The organism is Primorskyibacter flagellatus, assembly GCF_900176485.1.
In the GTDB taxonomy this organism is placed as follows: Bacteria; Pseudomonadota; Alphaproteobacteria; order Rhodobacterales; family Rhodobacteraceae; genus Primorskyibacter; species Primorskyibacter flagellatus.
This window is the reverse complement of the sequence record NZ_FWYD01000028.1, coordinates 1-19225: the sequence shown is the minus strand read 5'-3', so window position 1 is coordinate 19225 and position 19225 is coordinate 1. Positions and strand designations below refer to the sequence as shown.

General features: G+C 60.8%; 18 protein-coding genes. 12 read left to right on the top strand and 6 right to left on the bottom strand.

Annotation, left to right across the window (positions count from 1 at the left end; all coding sequences use genetic code 11):
* The first annotated feature begins 23 nt into the window (after positions 1-23).
* Together B8991_RS19145 and B8991_RS19140 are read left to right on the top strand one after the other, a co-directional pair.
* Complete coding sequence (locus tag B8991_RS19145; protein ID WP_084354899.1) at positions 24-866, top strand: helix-turn-helix transcriptional regulator; 843 nt, start codon at positions 24-26, stop codon at positions 864-866.
* Positions 867-960: 94 nt separating this feature from the next.
* Complete coding sequence (locus tag B8991_RS19140) at positions 961-1719, top strand: alpha/beta fold hydrolase (protein WP_084354898.1); 759 nt, start codon at positions 961-963, stop codon at positions 1717-1719.
* Positions 1720-1784: 65 nt separating this feature from the next.
* Here the strand turns inward: B8991_RS19140 and B8991_RS19135 are convergent, their stop codons facing one another.
* The 3 genes from B8991_RS19135 to B8991_RS19125 form a co-directional block, all read right to left on the bottom strand.
* A complete protein-coding gene (locus tag B8991_RS19135; RefSeq protein ID WP_084354913.1) occupies positions 1785-2732 on the bottom strand; it encodes a LysR family transcriptional regulator in 948 nt (315 codons plus the stop codon).
* 190 nt (positions 2733-2922) lie between these two features.
* Positions 2923-3267: a hypothetical protein gene (locus B8991_RS19130; protein WP_084354897.1), complete on the bottom strand. Its 345-nt coding sequence runs from the start codon at positions 3265-3267 to the stop codon at positions 2923-2925.
* 141 nt (positions 3268-3408) lie between these two features.
* Positions 3409-3690: an acylphosphatase gene (locus B8991_RS19125; protein WP_084354896.1), complete on the bottom strand. Its 282-nt coding sequence runs from the start codon at positions 3688-3690 to the stop codon at positions 3409-3411.
* 115 nt (positions 3691-3805) lie between these two features.
* On the opposite strand from B8991_RS19125, the gene lepA reads away from it, so the two are divergent.
* Together lepA and B8991_RS19115 are read left to right on the top strand one after the other, a co-directional pair.
* Entirely contained in the window at positions 3806-5608 is a 1803-nt protein-coding gene (lepA, locus tag B8991_RS19120) for a translation elongation factor 4 (protein WP_084354912.1), read from the top strand.
* A gap of 81 nt (positions 5609-5689) precedes the next feature.
* Positions 5690-6379 (top strand): hypothetical protein, encoded by a 690-nt coding sequence (locus B8991_RS19115; protein ID WP_084354895.1) that lies wholly within the window; start codon positions 5690-5692, stop codon positions 6377-6379.
* Between the two features lie 63 nt (positions 6380-6442).
* Here the strand turns inward: B8991_RS19115 and B8991_RS19110 are convergent, their stop codons facing one another.
* Positions 6443-6727 (bottom strand): type II toxin-antitoxin system Phd/YefM family antitoxin, encoded by a 285-nt coding sequence (locus B8991_RS19110; protein ID WP_084354894.1) that lies wholly within the window; start codon positions 6725-6727, stop codon positions 6443-6445.
* Between the two features lie 715 nt (positions 6728-7442).
* Here B8991_RS19110 and B8991_RS19105 point away from each other — a divergent pair.
* From B8991_RS19105 to B8991_RS19090, 4 genes are all read left to right on the top strand, one after another.
* Positions 7443-8456, top strand: a complete 1014-nt coding sequence (locus tag B8991_RS19105) for an amino acid ABC transporter substrate-binding protein (RefSeq protein ID WP_084354893.1) — start codon at positions 7443-7445, stop codon at positions 8454-8456.
* Between the two features lie 86 nt (positions 8457-8542).
* Complete coding sequence (locus tag B8991_RS19100) at positions 8543-9790, top strand: amino acid ABC transporter permease (RefSeq protein WP_084354892.1); 1248 nt, start codon at positions 8543-8545, stop codon at positions 9788-9790.
* Between the two features lie 10 nt (positions 9791-9800).
* Positions 9801-11183, top strand: a complete 1383-nt coding sequence (locus tag B8991_RS19095; protein ID WP_084354891.1) for an amino acid ABC transporter permease — start codon at positions 9801-9803, stop codon at positions 11181-11183.
* 11 nt (positions 11184-11194) lie between these two features.
* Positions 11195-11974 (top strand): amino acid ABC transporter ATP-binding protein, encoded by a 780-nt coding sequence (locus B8991_RS19090; RefSeq protein ID WP_084354890.1) that lies wholly within the window; start codon positions 11195-11197, stop codon positions 11972-11974.
* A 7-nt stretch (positions 11975-11981) separates the two neighbouring features.
* Here the strand turns inward: B8991_RS19090 and B8991_RS19085 are convergent, their stop codons facing one another.
* On the bottom strand, positions 11982-13598 hold the full coding sequence (locus B8991_RS19085) for a Hint domain-containing protein (RefSeq protein ID WP_179141551.1): 1617 nt from the start codon (positions 13596-13598) through the stop codon (positions 11982-11984).
* Positions 13599-13984: 386 nt separating this feature from the next.
* Between B8991_RS19085 and B8991_RS19075 the strand changes: the two genes are divergently transcribed.
* Positions 13985-15049 carry an alkane 1-monooxygenase gene (locus B8991_RS19075; protein ID WP_328588532.1) on the top strand — a complete coding sequence of 355 codons (1065 nt, stop codon included), beginning with the start codon at positions 13985-13987 and terminating at the stop codon, positions 15047-15049.
* Positions 15050-15106: 57 nt separating this feature from the next.
* A complete protein-coding gene (locus B8991_RS19070) occupies positions 15107-15511 on the top strand; it encodes a hypothetical protein (protein ID WP_084354886.1) in 405 nt (134 codons plus the stop codon).
* A 93-nt stretch (positions 15512-15604) separates the two neighbouring features.
* Here B8991_RS19070 and xseA read toward each other — a convergent pair whose 3' ends face one another.
* The gene (gene xseA, locus B8991_RS19065; RefSeq protein ID WP_084354885.1) at positions 15605-17152 is read right to left on the bottom strand and encodes an exodeoxyribonuclease VII large subunit; all 1548 of its coding nucleotides are present in this window, start codon (positions 17150-17152) and stop codon (positions 15605-15607) included.
* Positions 17153-17251: 99 nt separating this feature from the next.
* Between xseA and B8991_RS19060 the strand changes: the two genes are divergently transcribed.
* Positions 17252-17605 (top strand): hypothetical protein, encoded by a 354-nt coding sequence (locus B8991_RS19060; RefSeq protein WP_084354884.1) that lies wholly within the window; start codon positions 17252-17254, stop codon positions 17603-17605.
* Between the two features lie 68 nt (positions 17606-17673).
* Positions 17674-18936: a phosphoribosylamine--glycine ligase gene (purD, locus tag B8991_RS19055; protein WP_084354883.1), complete on the top strand. Its 1263-nt coding sequence runs from the start codon at positions 17674-17676 to the stop codon at positions 18934-18936.
* Positions 18937-19225 lie beyond the last annotated feature (289 nt).

Genomic DNA, 19225 nt, shown 5'->3' with positions numbered 1-19225 from the left:
CCCTTATCGAGGCCGAACGCTATGTGCCGGATCTTCTCCAGAAGTTCCTGTGCGATCTCGAAACCACAACCCACTCCACACAAGTCTGGCAACTGATCGTCGGACTGGGGCGGGACCTGCGCCTGCCCTTTGTCGATTTCTTCTCTACCAGCGGCTACACTGACTGGAAAAAGACGTTGTTTATCCGCACGTCCTACGATTCCCGATGGATGCAGGAACTCAAGCTGGACCCGGACAATGATCGCTGGTCGTATTTCCGCAGCCACGCGATGCACTGCCTGACGCCAATCACCATCGGGCTGGAATTTGTCGAGGAATATCACCACATCCCCGCCACCCGTGTGAACCTTCTGCGCGAGGCCGCAAAGCGCGGGATGCGGGCCGGCTTTTCAATCCCCCTGCGCCAGCATGCGCCACCGCAATCCGGGTTGCTGACCTTTGCCGGCGATCATTCGCGGCGCGAGATGATCGCGATCGTCAAGGCACATGGCTGGACATTGCATGCCGCCGCGCTGGCCGGCCATCAGCGCTATATCTACCACTTCGCGCAGGAATTCACCAACCGAAACCAGATCACCGACAAGCAGCAAGAGCTGCTGCGCCTGATCGGTCTGGGCAACAAAGACAAAGCCATCGCGCAGAAACTGGGCATTTCTGTCTCTGCAGTGCGTCAACGGATGAATGCCCTGATGCAACGCACCGGCGCCGCCAGCCGCCCAGAGCTTGCAGCGCTTGCCATGAGCATCGGCATCCTGCCCGACCCGCTGCACCGCGCCGATGACGGCCCGTTCCCGGCGCTGATCGAAATGGACGAAGGCGGCAGCCGAACCCATCTGTGGCATACGGGTGCGGGCCTCAGGCGATGACCCCCCTGCGGCACCGGATCACCTCACGCCCCACGTCGGATCAACCCCGTCAAATCACTGGAAATGCCCGGCACCAAAGGCTAAAAGTGCTCTCATGCTGACCCTGCTGACATTCGGTGAGAAAACCTCGCGCCCGCCCCTCCTGATCGTGCATGGCCTGTTCGGGTCTGGCCGCAACTGGTCGGTGATCGCCCGTCGTCTGGCTGACAGCCGTCAGGTCATCGCCGTCGACATGCGCAATCACGGCGACAGCTTCTGGTCGGACAGGCATGGTTATCCCGACATGGCCGAGGATCTGGCGCAGGTGATCCGCACGCTGGACGCCCCCGCCGACGTGATCGGCCATTCAATGGGCGGCAAGGCGGCGATGACGCTGGCACTTCAGGAACCGGACCTGCTGCACCGTCTGCTGGTCGCCGACATTGCGCCGGTCACCTACGGCCACACGCAGGCCCAGTTCATCGAGGCCATGCGCAGTGTTGACCTCGGCACGGTCGAGAAACGCTCTGACGCGTCCGAACAACTGGCCCGCACGGTCGAGGACAAGACCTTGCAGGCCTTCTTCACCCAGTCGCTCGACGTCAAGGAACGCCGATGGAAGCTGAACCTTGACGCGCTGGACGCCGAAATGCCCAAAGTCCTCGGCTTTCCCGAGATGAGTGGAAATTTCGACAAGCCGACGCTGTTTCTGTCCGGCAGCGACAGCGATTACGTCCTGCCCGAACATCGCAGCACGATCCGCGACCTGTTTCCCAAGGCACGGTTCGCGAAGGTCACCGGGGCGGGGCATTGGCTGCACGCTGAAAAACCGCGTGAATTCGAGGCGTCGGCCCGCGCGTTCTTCGACTCGTAATGCCGGCCTGAGCTGAACAGAAACGACAGATTCGAAAAAGCTGAATTTGCGGACAACACGGCGAACTAAGCCTCCAGCACCCGCAAGTCCCCCTCCAGCCAAGGCAATTGGCGCAGCGCCGGCTCGATCACCATATCGGTCAGCAGCATCCGCATGGTCTGTGCCACGTCGCGCGGCACCTGATCGGCCCAATCGGCCCCCGCAAACAGCGAGATCCGGCGCGAGAACGGCTCGAAAGGCACCGGATGGGCCTCGATCTCGGCGTGAAACCGGGCCGCCCGCATATAGCCCAGCGGTGTCGTCACGGCCCAGCCCACACCGCGCGCCACCAGCGCCATCAATGACAGATGCGGCCCGATCTCGAACCTCGAAGGCCAGTTCAGCCCCTGCCGCGCCAGATGCGATTCGATCTGCCGCCCGATCAGTTGCGCGCGGTCATGGCGCAGGAAGGGCCGCGCGTTCATCACAGCATCAGGCGCACCCGATCCGCGCGGCGCAACCAATATGTAAGGGTCTCGAACCAAAGGATATTCCGTCACACCCTCCAACGGATCTCCGGCGCTGGCCGCCACCGCGACATGCAGTTTCCGGTCCACCAAGGCGGCGCTGATTTCGTGACTGGGGGCCGAGATCAGCTTGAACTGGCACCGCGTCATGCTGTCGGCAAGGATCGTCACCAGCCGCGGCGTCAGATCATTGTCGAAATCGTCAATCATCCCCAGATTCAGCGTGCTCAGATGGGTGAGGTCCATCACCCGCAATTCGCTCTGCGCCAGACGCAACTGGCTTAGAACCGATTGTGTGCGTTGCAAGAAACTCCGCCCCGCCGCTGTCAGCTGCATCGGCCTGCGCCGGTGGTCCAGAAGATCAACATCCAGCGCCGTTTCCAGATTGCGCATCTGCTGGCTGACAGCCGGCTGGCTCAGCCCGGTCCGCTCTGACGCCAGCGCCACCGATCCCGTCGCCGCCAGCGCCTCGAACACTTCCAGACCCTTCACCGTTACACCACTTATCACCGGTTTGCCCCCGCAGACAGTTTCATCTTTTCTGAAACTAACCCGCCCCCCCGTCAAGCCACCAATCGCGCCCCGAGCGCGGACAAACACGCCCGGTCGTCACGCGGCAGCCTCGTTAATACAGGGAAAACCACCGGCCTGACAGATCAGGCACGGGGACAGTCAGCGCTGGGAACAGCGCCTGCCTCTACCGGCAAAGACGCTCGGCGTTCCCCGCAAAGGCCTTGTACTTCTTCCAGAAAACCTCGTGGTTCAGCCGGTCGGACTGGCGGATTTCCTGCGCCTGATGCGGGTCGGAAAAGAACCGTGCGGCCATGCGTTGATCGCCGCCGTCAAGCGTCTGGTTGGCCACGGTCTGGATGCAGCCACATAGCTGCGGATTACGCGCCTTGCGATCAGAGGCCATGCACGCCTTGCTGATCGGTCCGGTTGACAGGCGCATTACCGCGCCCCCGGATTTCACGACAGTCCGGTTGCCGCCGCCGCAGCTTGCCAGTACAGATACCAGCACAAACATAATGACTAAACGCATTTCACTGCTCCGCTTGTGCCGGGATAGCGGAGGTTATCCTCTCTTGTCCGACACTGATTGCCTCTGAATCCATCCTGTCCGAATTATGGACAGATTTCAATTCACAACATCAGCGCCGCGCCGAAACAGCCCGTGTTTCTGTCAGCCGGTGATCTCGAATCCCGAAATATCCGGCGAGGCGGGCAGTTTCTCGACCTCTATGTCGCGCACCGCCGCCGCACCGGGGCCGTCGCGCAGCCGGTCCAGCATTTCCTCTACCGCGTCTTCCGGTCCGATGAACATCGCGGAAACCGATCCGTCATCGTTGTTCCTGACCCAACCGTGCAGATCGCGCTTTCGCGCCTCAGCCTGCGTCCAGGTGCGAAACGCGACGCCCTGCACCTGCCCCATCACCCGCGCCTTTCTTGCAATTTTCCGTGTCATGGCGATCTCCTCTTCTGCTATAGAGTCAAACTGGCGCGCGCGCTGCCCATATCAAGTGTTTCCGCCGCATCGTGCCACCTTGACCGTTGTCGCAATCCGCATCATATCGGCTTGCATGACAAAGCTCTCGCATATCCGCAATTTCTCGATCGTTGCCCATATCGACCACGGGAAATCCACCCTGGCCGACCGGCTGATCCAGTCCACGAACACCGTCTCGGCCCGCGAGATGAAAGAGCAATTGCTCGACGCGATGGATATCGAACGCGAACGCGGCATCACCATCAAGGCCAACACCGTCCGGATCGAGTATATCGCGGAAGATGGCGAGACCTATATCCTCAACCTGATCGACACCCCCGGCCATGTCGACTTTGCCTATGAGGTCTCCCGCTCCATGCGCGCGGTCGAAGGATCGCTGCTGGTCGTGGATGCCACTCAGGGCGTCGAGGCGCAGACATTGGCCAATGTCTACACCGCCATCGACGCCGACCACGAGATTGTCCCGGTCCTCAACAAGATCGACCTGCCCGCTGCGGAACCCGAGCGCGTTGCCGAGCAGATCGAGGATGTCATTGGCATCGACGCGTCCGATGCCTGCCTGATTTCCGCCAAAAGCGGCATCGGCATCCCGTCGGTGCTGGAGGCGATCGTCAAGCGCCTGCCCCCGCCCCATGAGGGCGATCCCGACAAGCCGCTGAAAGCAATGCTGGTCGATTCCAAATACGATCCCTATCTTGGCGTCGTCGTCATTGTCCGCGTCATCGACGGCGTGCTGAAAAAAGGCCAGCGCATCAAGATGATGCGCACGGGCGGCACCTATGACATCGACCGGATCGGCGTCTACCGGCCCGCCATGCAGGCCGTCACGGAACTCGGCCCCGGCGAGATCGGCTATATCACCGCCCAGATCAAGCAGGTCCGCGACACCCGCGTCGGTGACACGATCACCACCGAAAAGAAGGGCTGCGAAACCGCCCTGCCCGGCTTCAAACCTTCGATTCCGGTGGTCTTCTGCGGACTTTTCCCCGTCGACGCCGCCGATTTCGAGGATATGCGCGACGCCATCGAAAAACTCGCCCTGAATGACGCGTCCTTCACGTCGGAAATGGAAACCTCTGCCGCGCTTGGCTTTGGCTTCCGCTGCGGTTTCCTCGGCCTGCTGCATCTGGAGGTCATCCGCGACCGTCTGGAACGCGAATACAATATCGACCTCATCACCACCGCGCCCTCGGTGATCTACAAGATTTTCATGCGCGACGGGACAGAGATTGAACTGCACAACCCCGCCGACATGCCCGACCCCTCGACCATCGACCATATCCAGGAACCGCGCATCAAGGCGACCATCCTCGTCCCGGACGACTATCTCGGCGATGTGTTGAAGCTCTGCCAGGACCGTCGCGGCATACAGCTGGATCTGACCTATGCGGGCAGCCGCGCCATGGTCGTCTATGACCTGCCGCTGAACGAAGTGGTGTTCGATTTCTACGACCGCCTGAAATCGGTTACCAAGGGCTATGCCAGCTTCGACTACCAGATGCTGGATTACCGGCAGGACAATCTGGTCAAGATGCAGATCCTGGTCAACGACGAACCCGTCGATGCGCTGTCCACCATGGTCCACCGCGACCGGGCCGAAATGCGCGGCCGCGCCATGTGCGAAAAACTGAAAGACCTGATCCCGCGCCATATGTTCAAGATCCCCATTCAGGCGGCGATCGGCGGCAAGGTCATCGCCCGCGAAACCCTCGCAGCGCTGCGCAAGGACGTGACCGCGAAATGCTACGGCGGCGATGCCACGCGGAAAAAGAAGCTGCTGGAAAAGCAGAAGGCCGGCAAGAAGAAGATGCGCCAGTTCGGCAAGGTCGACATCCCGCAAGAGGCGTTCATCTCCGCCCTCAAGATGGACGGCTAGGCCACCACGCCCGCACACCATCGTGATCGCAATCCCCCTGCAAGGGTCGGCACCACTCCGCTAGAGTGCGCCGAAACGCCCATGCAGGAGGCACATATGCGCCCGGTTCTGACCCTCGCCCTGATCCTGACCGCCCAGACCAGCGCGGCAGAGGTCTGCGATTTCCGCCCCAGCATCATGGCAGGCAAGGCCGGGTCCGTCGCCCGCGACGTGGCCACCGGGGCCGCGAGTGCTGCCGCTAACCGCGTCAAGGCCGTGGGTGCCTACACGCTGGAAAATCCCGTCACCGGTGCCACCATGATCAGTTCCGGCGTCACCAGCGCCACCGCCGCGGGCACCAGTATCGCCACCGGCGCATCCGGTGCGCTTGGCACCGCGACGGCCATCGCCACCGCCCCCGTCACCATCGTGATTGCCGGGCTGACCGCTGTCGCCCTGGGCGGGTACGAAGGTGCCTGCTATTTCAAGGCCGACCGCATCACCGACTATGACGAGATCCTCTACATCATGCAGAACCTCGCCGCCAATTCCGATCCCACCATGTTTGCGCTGATCCCGTCCGGCACCGATTATGTGACCCTTGAGGGCAAGAATGCCACCGCCAGCGAGGCCAAGATCCGCGTCGCCTCCCCTGGTGTCGGCCCGTGGATTCTCGACGTCGAAAAGCTCTACATCTCGGACGGAGTCCTCATGCACCGAGACCGCCTGCGCAACACCGTCATCGGCAATGTCGGCTTGCAGGTGATGGAGACGGAACCCGAGCCGGAATGAGTGCAGTCGGCGGACTTCGCGCTCGGGTGAAATGGGCAAGCCGGCATTTTCATCTACAAGTCCTCAAATCCCCCGATCCCAGAAATCCCGTTCTGCCGTGTCGCCGCTCAGCGCCTTGACGGCTTTCCAGCGGGCATAGCCTTCCTCCATCTGGCGGCGTTTCTCGGCGAGCGAGACGCTTTCCCATGTCTCCAACCGTTCGCATTGGAACATCGGGATCACGGCGGCGACGGCCTTGCCATGTTTGGTCAGCCACAATCGTCCGCCCGAATGCCGGACCCATTCGGTCAAACGGCCAGAGTCGCGGCGGAAGGTGCTCAGCGGGGTGATGCGATATTCTGTCTTCATGGGGGAATGCTGGCACGGACAGGTTACCACGATCTGAACGCGCCGCGCGTTGCGGGCCCGCCCCGGCTGAGCCCCGCGTCCGACCCGTGTTTGCGGGTGGCACCGCGCCCCAAAGGCATTTGTACATATCGGGCGTACAAAACGCACAAAAGGCCTCAAACCATTTCCCGCACAGCCCACCCAGACACGCGCCATTTTACAGGGTCAACACCGACGGCCCGCCGTGAATTGCAGCAGCGAAAACCACCTTTCCGCCGGGTTCCGCCGCATTCGCGCGACAAAATTGACGCAACGTTATCGCTGAAACAATCTGTAATTTTCCCGCAAATTTGACGGTCGCGTTAACAGGTGTTTACCGTCCAAAAGTCCGGAATTCCGCAAGGTGAGGCGAAATTAATATATATATTTTAACGTGTTACAATTACCTCCGTGAAATCCTGACACGCCCGCCAGACAGCCCCTGCACGGCTGTACCGGAACGCTTCGCGAATGGGCGATTTACAGAACGACGAATCGCGCTTTACAAAGAATGGCATGCTATTCGTCGAGTCACCTGCAAGGGGTCGCGCCAAGCGCACCGGTTCGGATCACAGGCAAATCGCCTTTGTTCCGACGACTGGTGGCGGATCGCAAGCACGGCAAAGAGCCTCAAGCTCTGCCAAAACCGGGGAACCTGTTGAATGCCCCTAAAAAACGACCAACATGGAGTAACTGAATGACGCCCAAATTTTATCCATTGGCTGCGATTGCCATGCTTGCCGCCGGCGGTGCCGCTGCGGGCACGCTTGATGATGTAAAAGCCGCCGGCAAACTGAAATGCGGTGTAAGCCAGGGTCTGCCCGGCTTCTCCACCCCTGATGACAGTGGTAAATGGACCGGACTGGATGTTGACTATTGCCGCGCCGTGGCAGCAACCGTTCTGGACGATCCCGAAGCCGTCGAATTCGTGTCACTGTCGGCCAAGGACCGCTTTACCGCGCTGTCCTCGGGCGAGATCGACATCCTGTCGCGCAACACCACCTGGACGATTACCCGCGACACCGATCTGGGGATCACCTTCACCGGCATCAGCTATTACGATGGTCAGGGCATGTTGGTGCCCGCAAGTCTTGGCGTGACATCGGCGCTGGAACTTGATGGCGCGACGATCTGCACCAATACCGGCACCACGACCGAACTGAACATCACCGATTACTTCAAGCAGCATGACATGACCTTCGAACTGGTTGCCCTTGAAAATTCGGACGAGGTTGTCGCCGCCTATGGCGCGGGCCGCTGCGATGTCTTCACCACCGACCGGTCCGGGGTTGCCGCCGAACGCCTGAAGCTGGCGGATCCGGATGCGCATGTCGTTCTGCCCGAAACCATCTCGAAAGAGCCGCTTGGGCCATCGGTTCGCGCCGATGACAAAGAGTGGGAGCGCGTGTCGCGCTGGGTTCTGAACGCGCTGATCGAAGCTGAAGAATACGGCATCACCTCGGAAAATGTCGATGAGATGATGAGCTCCAACAACCCGTCCGTTCAGCGTATCCTGGGCGCGGGCGACAATGATTACGGTGCTGCGATGGGTCTGACCAAGGATTGGGCCGCACGCGCGATCAAGGCCGTTGGCAACTACGGCGAGATATATGACCGCAACGTCGGTCCCGACACCCCGCTCAAGCTGGATCGCGGCGTCAACAATCTGTGGAACAACGGCGGCTTCATGTACGCCCCGCCGATCCGCTAACTACGTGATCGTGTAAACTTGAAAGGGACGGGTTAACCCCGTCCCTTTCCCAAAAAAACAAAAAATATATTCGACGGGGAACCAATATGAGCTCCATCAGTGACAGCGATGACGCCGTCCGGAGCGAGCGTAGCGGTCTGGCCGCGCTTGTCTTCGACGCCAAGGCCCGATCGCTCTTCTTTCAGGTCATTCTGGCCGTTCTGATAATTATCGCTGCCAGCATTGCCGTGCGCAACGCCGGTGCAAACCTGGCAGAACAGGGCCGCGAATTCGGTTTCGACTTTTTCGACCGCCCTTCCGATATTCAAATTCTCACCACGTTCGGCACCTGGCTTCTGGACTACGAGGCCGGTCAGAACACCGTCTGGGACGTGTTCCTTCTGTCGATCGCCAACACTCTGATCATCTCAGTCGCGGGTGTGATCTTTGCCACGATCTGGGGCTTTCTGCTGGGGATCTTCCGGCTGTCCCATAACTTCGTGCTGAATTCCTTTGCCACGATCTATATCGAGCTTCTGCGCAACGTGCCGCTACTGTTGCAGATCTTCTTCTGGACTGCCGTGCTGCGCCTCGTGGCACCCGGACCGCGCGAAGAAGGGTGGTTGATACCCGGACTGCTCAACTTCAATTCCAAGGGCATCTACGGCCCTTATCCGCTGGTTGAAGAGGGTTTCAATTTCACGCTGATCGCCTTTGTTATCGCCTGTGTCGCGGCCTGGGGCTTTGCCCGGTGGGCCAGACGCAATCAGGACCGCACAGGCAAGCAAAGCCCGGTCGGTCTTGTCACCGTTGCGCTGCTGATCGGTCTGCCGACGCTTGTCTTTCTCGTGACCGGCCGCCCGATGGGCATCGAATGGCCCAACTTCGTGACAGAGGGGCCGATCCTGCGGCGCGGTTTCGAGAATGGCATCGGCAGCTACATCGCGCCGGAATTCTTTGCGCTGTTCCTGGCGCTTACGACCTACACCGCCGCCTTCATCGCTGAAATCGTCCGCGCGGGCATTCAGGCCGTCCCCAAGGGCCAGTCCGAGGCCGCAGGCGCGCTTGGGCTGCCGCCCGGTCTGGCGATGCGCAAGGTGATCCTGCCGCAGGCGTTCCGGGTGATCATCCCTCCGCTGACCTCGCAATACCTGAACCTGACGAAGAACTCGTCGCTCGCCGCCGCCATCGGCTATCCCGAACTGGTCGCCGTCTTTGCGGGCACCACGCTTAATCAGGTGGGTCGCGCGATCGAGATCATTGCAATCGTGATCCTTGTCTACCTGACGATCTCGTTGCTGACATCGGCCTTCATGAACTGGTTCAACAACCGCGTGAAGCTGGTAGAGCGGTAGGGAGAGCCACATGACAACGCACCATAACGCCGCTTTCGTCCGCACCGAAGATGCCCCCCTGATGGAGGCCCCTTCCTCCCAGATCGGGCCCCGCGCCTGGCTGTGGAAGAACATCTTCGCCTCGATGGCCGATTACGCGACACCGGGCAAGGCTGTCATATCACTTCTGATGACGGTCATCACAATCTTCACCGGCTATGCGCTGATCTGGATGATCTGGACGGTTCTGGATTTCGCGCTCTTTTCGGCCACTTTCTTCGATCCCGAAGGCCTGAAACGCGACGCCTGCCTTGACGAGGCCGGTGCCTGCTGGCCCTATGTAAAGGCCAAGTGGTATCAGTTCATGTATGGGTTCTATCCCCCGGAAGAGGTCTGGCGGGTGAATGTCTGCATGGGAATGCTGGCCATCGGCATCGCATGGCTTGTCTTCCCCCTGCCGCACCGGGGCAAGGTCGCCCTGTTTATGCTGTTTGCCTATCCGGTCATCGCCTTTGTACTGCTGAACGGCATGCCGATCGAGCATGAGGGTGACATTGGCCAGATCGTTTCCGGCGTCTGGTTTCCGCTGATCCTGGCCGGTATCGCCTTCGCGGGCTGGTGGCTGGCACGTTCCGACAGATACGGCGACGTGGTCAACGCAATGGCACCTGCCCTGTTGATGGCCGCCATCGTGCTGGGTATCTTCGCGGGGCTGCCGCTGGTGACGATGGCGCTGGACCTGGCGCTTGGCACAGAGGTCGTCGAGACCAACAAATGGGGTGGCCTGACCATCACACTGGTTGTGGCAATCTTCGGCATCGTGATTTCCTTGCCCGTGGGGATGCTTCTGGCACTGGGGCGTCAGTCCAATGCACCGATCATCCGCTACAGCTCGATCATCTTCATCGAGGTGGTGCGGGGCATTCCGCTGATCTCGGTGCTGTTCTTCGCCAGCGCGATGCTGCCCTACTTCCTGGAACCGGGTGTGGACTTCAACAAACTGTTGCGCGCCATGATCGGTGTCGTCCTGTTCGCCTCGGCCTATATGGCAGAGGTGATCCGCGGCGGCCTTCAGGCCATCCCCAAGGGCCAGTACGAAGGCGGCATGTCACTGGGCCTCAGCTTCTGGCAGCAGATGCGCCTGATCATCATGCCGCAAGCGCTGACCACCGTCATTCCGGGCATCGTTAACACCTTTATCGGCCTGTTCAAGGATACGACGCTGGTCCTGATCATCTCGATTTTCGACCTGCTGGGCATCCTGTCGGCCACGCTGAAAGATCCCGAATGGTCGACGCCGACCACCGCCTATACCGGCTATCTTGTCATCGCCCTGATCTACTGGATCTTCTGTTTCAGCATGTCGCGATATTCGGTTTACATGGAAAACAAACTCGACCGCTCTCACCGGTGAGGAGATAGAATATGTCTGAACAAGCAACAGCCCGCAAGGAACTGGCCGTCTCTGACGAGGTGGCGATCGACATCCGGGGAATGAACAAGTGGTACGGCACATTTCATGTGCTGCGTGACATCAACCTGACCGTTTATCAGGGCGAACGGATCGTGATTTGCGGCCCCTCCGGGTCGGGAAAATCCACGCTGATCCGCTGCATCAACGCGCTGGAAGAGCATCAGAAAGGCTCTATCGAGGTGGACGGCACGAAACTGACGAATGACCTGAAGAACATCGACAAGATCCGGTCCGAGGTTGGCATGTGCTTTCAGCATTTCAACCTGTTTCCGCATCTGACGATCCTTGAAAACTGCACGCTGGCACCGATCTGGGTCCGCAAGGAGCCCAAGAAACAGGCCATCGAGACAGCCATGCATTTCCTTGAAAAGGTCAAGATCCCGGATCAGGCAAAAAAGTATCCTGGCCAGCTTTCGGGCGGTCAGCAGCAGCGCGTCGCCATTGCGCGATCTCTTTGCATGAAACCACGGGTGATGCTGTTTGACGAACCCACCTCGGCGCTTGACCCGGAGATGATCAAAGAGGTGCTCGACACCATGATCGAACTGGCCGAAGAAGGCATGACCATGCTTTGCGTCACGCATGAGATGGGCTTTGCCCGTCAGGTTGCGAACCGGGTGATCTTCATGGACCAAGGGCAAATCGTCGAACAGAACGAGCCCGAGGCGTTTTTCAACAACCCGCAATCCGACCGGACGAAGCTGTTCCTCAGCCAGATCCTCGGACATTAAGGGCGGATCAGCCGCCAATTTCTGCGCAGTCACGCAAGGCCCATGCGATGTCGCGCTGAAGACGCGGCGGTGGGATCTGTCTGGCCGGGGTTTGTCGCGGTACATCCTCGTCAGACCCGGTGCCAAGAATAAGACGGAACTCTTGCTTCGTGTCCTGATCCAGATACGCCCAGACCTGGGGACCAATATAAAGGCTTTCTGTCCACGCGCCTTCAGCCAGGACCAGTTCGTGCCGGTCGAACAGGAAATGAATGTATTCCAACGGCGCGCAACCGTTGTCGATCGCAACGCCTTTCAGCCCGCAGAGCTTTTTGGCCGCGATGACAGTTTCCTTCGTTCCAATCATCGGTTCGACTGCACTTGACTGAATCAAGATGCGATGCTGCTGAGAGACTCGAAAATCGCATCTGGGTTTCCCCCGCCCCAAAGCACCGGCAGCGATGTGGACCGGCCGGGCCTTCGGTTGCCCTGCCAGAAAACCGGCATCAAGTAAACGCCGCCCAATCCAGCGGATCGGCTGCATCCCGTGATCCTTGGTCAGCACAAGGTCGCCAATCCGCAATTCGTCGGCACGTTTTTCGCCCTGCGACGTCAGAATGCGTGTTTCGCCGACAAAGCAGATCATCTGCTGAATAGGCATCGCCCCGGTTGACAGCACGCTGCTGCCGTCATTGAACCAGGTTTCCATTTCCACGTTGATCGTGGTTCCGCCGGCCGGATTTGGCGCGTAGTCGATTTCAAAATTTCTTAACGCGTAGCCGGACGGGGTCGGTACAAGGCGTGGATCGCCAACCGGAATGGTCTCGGCTATCGTGATCGTTTCTCCCGAGTTCGCCGGATCGGGATAGGTTACTGTCACTGTAACGGCGTCAACATCCAAGACCGGCGGCGGCGCGCCGACTTCCGCTGTCAATTGCGATGCGTCAAGGACCTGAACGGCCCCGCTATCCTTGCCGATCGCGCCGCCTGTATTGTCAAGATCGTTCAAGCCCCCGTTTCGGCCCGCTGTAAGGCTGCTGCCGGACCCGACGCCAACACCTGAAATCAACGCTCCGAAGTCATCTTCCAATGCCTGCGCCTCGTCCGTGAAGTCACCGCCGCGGTTCTGCCGGCCGTCGGACATGAACACGATGGAATTGCTCGCCTGATCGCTGACACCCTGCGCTGTCCAGCTGTCGTGTATTTTGGATAAGGGGGATGCGAAATTCGTCGCCCCTCCGGGGGTCAGCGCATCTATATCGGCTTCAAATTGGACAAGCTCATCCAACGTGTAGACCCCGACCAGCGATGCAGTGCTACCGTACTCGACCAACGTGACCGTCACCGTCGACGGGTCATAACCGTTCTCGATATAGGTCTTGAACAATTCCTTGGCCGCGTAAGCCTGTGCTTCCAGAAAAGAGTCGACGATGCCATCGCCATCGACGTCCGACCTCGATGACCAGCCCGCGGAACCGGAGGTGTCGACCGCGATCGCGACATTCAGATCTGGTGAGCCTTGCGCCCCGATATTCACCGTATGGTCGATGATCAGCGTATCGAAAGAGGTATCCGGGATCGTGCTTGCCGTTGTTACCGGAACATCGCCCACCGTCGTATTGACGGTAACTACCTGATCTGCCATCTTCATAAACCTTGCTGGCCGCGATGTGCAAACTCACTAGCCAACAAAGGTTACGTTTGCTTTTTCCTGATCCTGAATGGGTCGAAAATCTCGCTCAAAAGCCCTGAAAAACTTAACTAAAGTGGCTGCATGAATGGCGCGCGCGGACAGCCTGAAGTTCCAATTCAGCCATGAATGTCGCAAGTGCCAAAACGGAAAACCAAAAGGATCATCGATCCCGGAGAGTTTGCCAGACCTGCGGGTCTCGCCGGGTGCAGAGCGAAAGCTGCACGGTCGTGACAGCGACGCGGCACTATTCATGATCCGCAAGACCTTCGGGGCAGTCGGCAGATCCGGCCAGCGCTACTGTTTGGCTTCACGTTGGGGCTGAAACTGGCATATGTTGCGTGTCAAACGGCGCAGGGCAGGACAGGATGGCACGGTTCACCTTCATCACGTTGACGCTTGTCGCGTTGCTGGCCATCGGGCTTTGGCAAGGCGGGCTTTGGCCATGGGTGGCGCTAAGCTTTGTGACTGTCTTCACCTATATGATGGACCGTCTGATCGGACCCGGCGCATCACTCGCTCCGGGGCAGGAGTTTCCGGCCGGCGACGCATTGGCCGTAACGCTGGCCGTCGCGCATCTGGTGCTTCTGGCGGCGGGGGTCTGGGCGATAGCGGGCGGGCATCTGACAGGCGCAACCGCGGTGGCTGCCTTTATCGGGCTGGGGCTGTTCTTCGGACAGGTCAGCAACGCCAATGCCCACGAACTTGTTCACAGATCGAACCGTTGGCTGCGGCGGCTTGGGGTGACGGTCTATGTGTCATTGCTATTCGGGCATCATGCCTCGGCCCATATCAGGGTGCATCATGTGAATGTCGCAACAACTGCCGACCCCAACAGCGCCCGCGCCGGGGAAGGATTCTACCGCTTTGCGGCGCGCGCCTGGGCTGGGTCGTTCCGCGCGGGATTGCGGGCGGAAACGGCTCTTCGGGCGCGCGCCGCCTCGCCTGCGCTGCTGCACCCCTACGCGGTCTATCTTGGTGGGGCGGGTGTCGTGTTGATCGTGGCCTTTCTGCTGGCAGGTTTCGCGGGCGTCCTTGTGCTGTGCGGGCTGGCGGCCCATGCGCAGATGCAGTTGCTTCTGTCGGACTATGTGCAGCATTACGGGCTTCGGCGTCATCGACGTGCCGACGGTCGGACGGAACCTGTCGGACCGCAACATTCGTGGAACGCACCGCAATGGTTTTCCTCGGCTCTTGTGCTGAATGCGACGCGCCATTCCGATCATCATCAGCGCCCGGCCACCCCCTATCCGGCGCTGGATTTGCGGTCCGCATCCATGCCGATCCTGCCTCGGTCATTGCCGGTCATGGCGATGCTGGCGCTTTGGCCACCGCTGTGGCGCAGGGTGATGGACCCGCAGGTTGCCGAGTGGGACGCGAAAAACCGGCAGAGCGCTGCCGTCTGACTGCTTCGTGAGCGTGACAGGCTTCCCCCGGCGGACCACATCTGGCAGGGTGACTGCATGAGACGAATACAGCTTTCCCTTGTTCTGGCCTTGGCGGTCTGCCCCGGCATCGCCGCGTCGCAAAGCGCAATGTCAGCCGCGGAATTCGAAAGCTATGTGCAGGGCAAGACACTGTATTTCGGCTATGCCGGCGAGGCATACGGCGTCGAGCGCTATCTGGGCAACCGTCGCGTGCAATGGTCGTTTCTGGATGGGCAATGCAAGGATGGCTTCTGGTATGAAGAGGCCGACCAGATCTGCTTTGTCTACGATGACACGCCCGACCCGCAGTGCTGGACCTTTTACCAAGAGCCGGGTGGCCTGAGGGCGATTTTCGAAAACGATCCCGACGCCACGACGCTCTACGAAGCACAGCAGGACGATGATCCGATGTTGTGTCTTGGCCCCGAAGTCGGGGTCTGAACGGCGAGCGATGCAGCATGGCGCTCACCCGGACGAATGTTCGGCGCGTCTGCCACGCAAGAAGCGCAGTTGCCTGCTCCCGCCAGTGCCCGACTAGAACAGCGACCCCTGTTCGGGCGGCTTTGGCTTTGACCGTTTTGTTTTGGTGCCAGCCCCGCCGATTTTGAAACGACCGTCGGAAAATTCGATCTCAAGACCCGCCGCATCGGCGGCGGCTGCGGTGCTGGTAATCACCTTGTCATCCCCGCGCACGATGGCATAGCCCCGCGCCAATGTGGCGCGATGGCCCAGGGTTTCGCGCAGCCGGTCAAGCCCATCCAGCCGCGCCTTCGCCTCATCGATGCGGCGGACCTGCGCCTCGCTCAGCCGTCGCGTCAGGTCAGCCAATGCACGATGCTGCTGCGCCACTTCACTGCGGATCGGGCGCGGAGTCAGCCGTGCGGACAGCGCCTCTAATCCGGTGCGTCGGTTCAGCGTGCTGCGCGACAGGGCGGGCGCAAGACGCGGACCAAGCACAGAAAGGCGGCGGCGTTCACCCTCGATGGCGCGGCGCAGCAGTGACGGCCGCAAGCTGCCCGCGACATCGGAAAGCGCCACCCGGCGCACCTGAACCGAGCGGATCAGCGCGGCGGGCAGGCGGTCCGATTGCGCATCGAACCTCTGGCGCGGGCTGTCCAGCAGCGCTTCGGGTCGCGGCAGGGCACGGGCAAGGTCGCGCAGCCGTTGGCCATTGCGGTCCAACCGGCTGGTCAACGCATGGCTCAGCCGCGCCTGCGCGTCTCCGACCCAGGACAGCAATTCCATCCGCACCGGCACCGCATGTTCGGCGGCGGCGGTAGGCGTCGGCGCGCGCAGATCCGACACAAAGTCGATCAAGGTGGTGTCGGTCTCGTGTCCGACGGCGGAAATCAAAGGGATCTCCGATGCGGCGGCGGCGCGCGCGACGACCTCTTCGTTGAACCCCCAAAGATCCTCGATCGAGCCGCCACCGCGCGCCACGATCAACAGATCGGGCCGGGGCAGTGCGCCCCCCGGTGTCATCGCGTTGAACCCGCGAATGGCCTTCGCTACTTCCGGCGCACAGGCCGCCCCCTGCACGGCCACCGGCCAAATCAGCACCTTGCGCGGAAAACGGTCGCGCAGCCGGTGCAGGATGTCGCGGATCACCGCCCCCGAGGGCGAGGTCACGACGCCGATGATCTCGGGCAGGTAGGGCAGCTTTTTCTTGCGCGCGGGATCGAAAAGGCCCTCGGCCTGCAAAGCGGCCTTGCGCTTTTCCAACATCGCCATCAGCGCGCCCATGCCTGCGGGGCGGATGTCTTCGATCACGATCTGATATTTGGATTGCCCGCCAAATGTGGTGATACGGCCCGTGGCGATCACCTCCATCCCTTCTTCCGGCTTGGTGGCCAGACGCCCTGCCACGCCTTTCCAGATCACCCCCGAAATCACCGAGCGGTCATCCTTGAGATCAAGATAGACATGCCCTGAACGCGGCATTGACACGCGCCCCACTTCGCCGCGAATGCGTACATGGCCGAACTCGCCCTCGATCACGCGTTTGATCGCGCCGGAAAGCTCCGTCACGCTGAATTCGGGGGAGTTTTCGCCGGGAACGGGATCGTCGAAAAGATCGGACAAAGTGCTGGTTTCCTGCCTGTTTGAATGCAGTCTAGTCACCCGGACGAGCAAGGCCAAGCAGGCTTGTGCAGATCAGGCGAACACTGGCAGTCTGGCGGTATGGTTCGTGCGTTCCTGATCCTTGGGCTTTGCCTGCTGGCCGGTTGCAATTCCGGCACCAGCCATCTGCCCAACCCGCTTTCGTTGCCGGGTCAGGCGGTTGCAACGGGGCTGGAAAACGCTGCCTACAATGCCCGGCGGGCGCGGCTCGCACGGTATGTGCAACACCACCACGCGCAGATTATCGAAGAGATCGCCGCAGGAAACGGCCCCCGGATCAGCACCGTAATGGCATTGGCAGACGTCCCCTACCACAGGCGGCCGCAGCTTCTGAACCGGCTGCGCGAGGACATCGCGCTTTACCAAACGGATGCCGAGGTGCTTGTCGTCGCCTTGATGGTTCATGGGGCCTAGCCGCGCTTGTGCCTTTTGACGCGGCACCCTAGAAGGCGTGCAACGTGACAACGGGCGAAGGCGATGCAATGAACATCCTCATTCTTGGCGGCGGCGGGCGCGAACATGCGCTGGCATGGGCGGTGATGCAGAACCCCAAATGCGACAAGCTGATCGTGGCACCGGGCAATGCAGGCATCGCCCAGATCGCCACTTGCGCAACGCTCGATATCGAAGACCGTGCCGCAGTGGTGAATTTCGCCGAAGCCGAAGCGATCGAGCTGGTGATCATCGGGCCAGAAGCACCTTTGGCTGCTGGCGTCGCTGACCGTCTGCGCGACGCCGGGTTGCTGGTATTCGGCCCCTCCGCCGCTGCCGCCCGGCTGGAGGCATCCAAGGCGTTTACCAAAGAGATCTGCGCTGCCGCAAACGCGCCCACCGCCGCCTATGGCCATTTCACCGATGCCGAAGCCGCCAAGGCGCATGTCCGGGCGCAGGGCACGCCCATCGTGGTCAAGGCGGACGGTCTGGCCGCAGGCAAGGGTGTCATCATAGCCGAGACTGTGGCCGAGGCCGAAGCCGCCATTGACGACATGTTCGGCGGCTCTTTCGGCGATGCGGGTGCAGAGGTGGTGATCGAGGAATTCATGACCGGCGAAGAGGCATCATTCTTCGTGCTCTGTGATGGTGAGGACGTGCTGCCCATCGGCACCGCGCAGGACCATAAGCGCGTCGGCGAAGGCGACACCGGCCCCAATACCGGCGGCATGGGCGCCTATTCCCCCGCACCGGTCCTGACCGACGAAATCGCGGAACGCGCCATGGCCGAGATCATCCGCCCGACCATGGCGGAAATGGTGCGCAGAGGCACACCATTTCACGGCGTTCTCTACGCGGGCCTGATGATCAAGGACGGCGCGCCGCGACTGGTGGAATATAACGTCCGTTTCGGCGATCCGGAATGTCAGGTGCTGATGATGCGCCTTGGCGCTCAGGTGCTGGACCTCATCCATGCCGCAGTCGAGGGGCGCTTGGCCGAAGCGCAGGTCAACTGGGGAAACGATCATGCGATGACGGTGGTGATGGCACCCCAAGGCTATCCCGGCAGCTATGAAAAGGGCGATGTCATCTCTGGCCTTGAAACCCTGCCCGAGGACAGCTTTCACATGATGTTCCATGCCGGCACGAAACTGACGGACGGTCGCATCACCGCCAATGGCGGACGCGTGCTGAACGCCACCGCGCGCGGTGCCAGCCTGTCCGAAGCCCGCGACCGCGCTTATGCGCTGGTCGACGGCATCAGCTGGCCGGGCGGTTTCTGTCGTCGTGACATCGGGTGGCGGGCGCTCTGACGGAACTGCGCGTCATCGACAATGCATGACATCGTCGAGGATTGCACAGCCACCATATGCATCCAAAGATCCCGGCGCTCCGCAATCCGGTCATCACGCCCCGAAAGCACCACTCCGACGCGCGCACTCCCACCGCATCGAACGAAATGCCGCGCCCATAGCGGTTCGTCGGTGCCAAATAGCGCGCAAATCAACTAGTCACCTGAATCTAAAGTCCTTGGCATTGTGATTTCTGGCAGAACCGCTTGACGGAGGCGAGGATTTCGTCAGCTGACTTGACCCATCGATA

Coding starts and splice junctions, on each gene's coding strand:
- B8991_RS19140 (WP_084354898.1), top strand. CDS start 961: ATGCTGACCCTGCTGACATTCGGTGAGAAAACCTCGCGCCCGCCCCTC.
- B8991_RS19130 (WP_084354897.1), bottom strand. CDS start 3,267: ATGCGTTTAGTCATTATGTTTGTGCTGGTATCTGTACTGGCAAGCTGC.
- B8991_RS19125 (WP_084354896.1), bottom strand. CDS start 3,690: ATGACACGGAAAATTGCAAGAAAGGCGCGGGTGATGGGGCAGGTGCAG.
- lepA (WP_084354912.1), top strand. CDS start 3,806: ATGACAAAGCTCTCGCATATCCGCAATTTCTCGATCGTTGCCCATATC.
- B8991_RS19115 (WP_084354895.1), top strand. CDS start 5,690: ATGCAGGAGGCACATATGCGCCCGGTTCTGACCCTCGCCCTGATCCTG.
- B8991_RS19110 (WP_084354894.1), bottom strand. CDS start 6,727: ATGAAGACAGAATATCGCATCACCCCGCTGAGCACCTTCCGCCGCGAC.
- B8991_RS19105 (WP_084354893.1), top strand. CDS start 7,443: ATGACGCCCAAATTTTATCCATTGGCTGCGATTGCCATGCTTGCCGCC.
- B8991_RS19100 (WP_084354892.1), top strand. CDS start 8,543: ATGAGCTCCATCAGTGACAGCGATGACGCCGTCCGGAGCGAGCGTAGC.
- B8991_RS19095 (WP_084354891.1), top strand. CDS start 9,801: ATGACAACGCACCATAACGCCGCTTTCGTCCGCACCGAAGATGCCCCC.
- B8991_RS19090 (WP_084354890.1), top strand. CDS start 11,195: ATGTCTGAACAAGCAACAGCCCGCAAGGAACTGGCCGTCTCTGACGAG.
- B8991_RS19085 (WP_179141551.1), bottom strand. CDS start 13,598: ATGGCAGATCAGGTAGTTACCGTCAATACGACGGTGGGCGATGTTCCG.
- B8991_RS19070 (WP_084354886.1), top strand. CDS start 15,107: ATGAGACGAATACAGCTTTCCCTTGTTCTGGCCTTGGCGGTCTGCCCC.
- B8991_RS19060 (WP_084354884.1), top strand. CDS start 17,252: ATGGTTCGTGCGTTCCTGATCCTTGGGCTTTGCCTGCTGGCCGGTTGC.
- purD (WP_084354883.1), top strand. CDS start 17,674: ATGAACATCCTCATTCTTGGCGGCGGCGGGCGCGAACATGCGCTGGCA.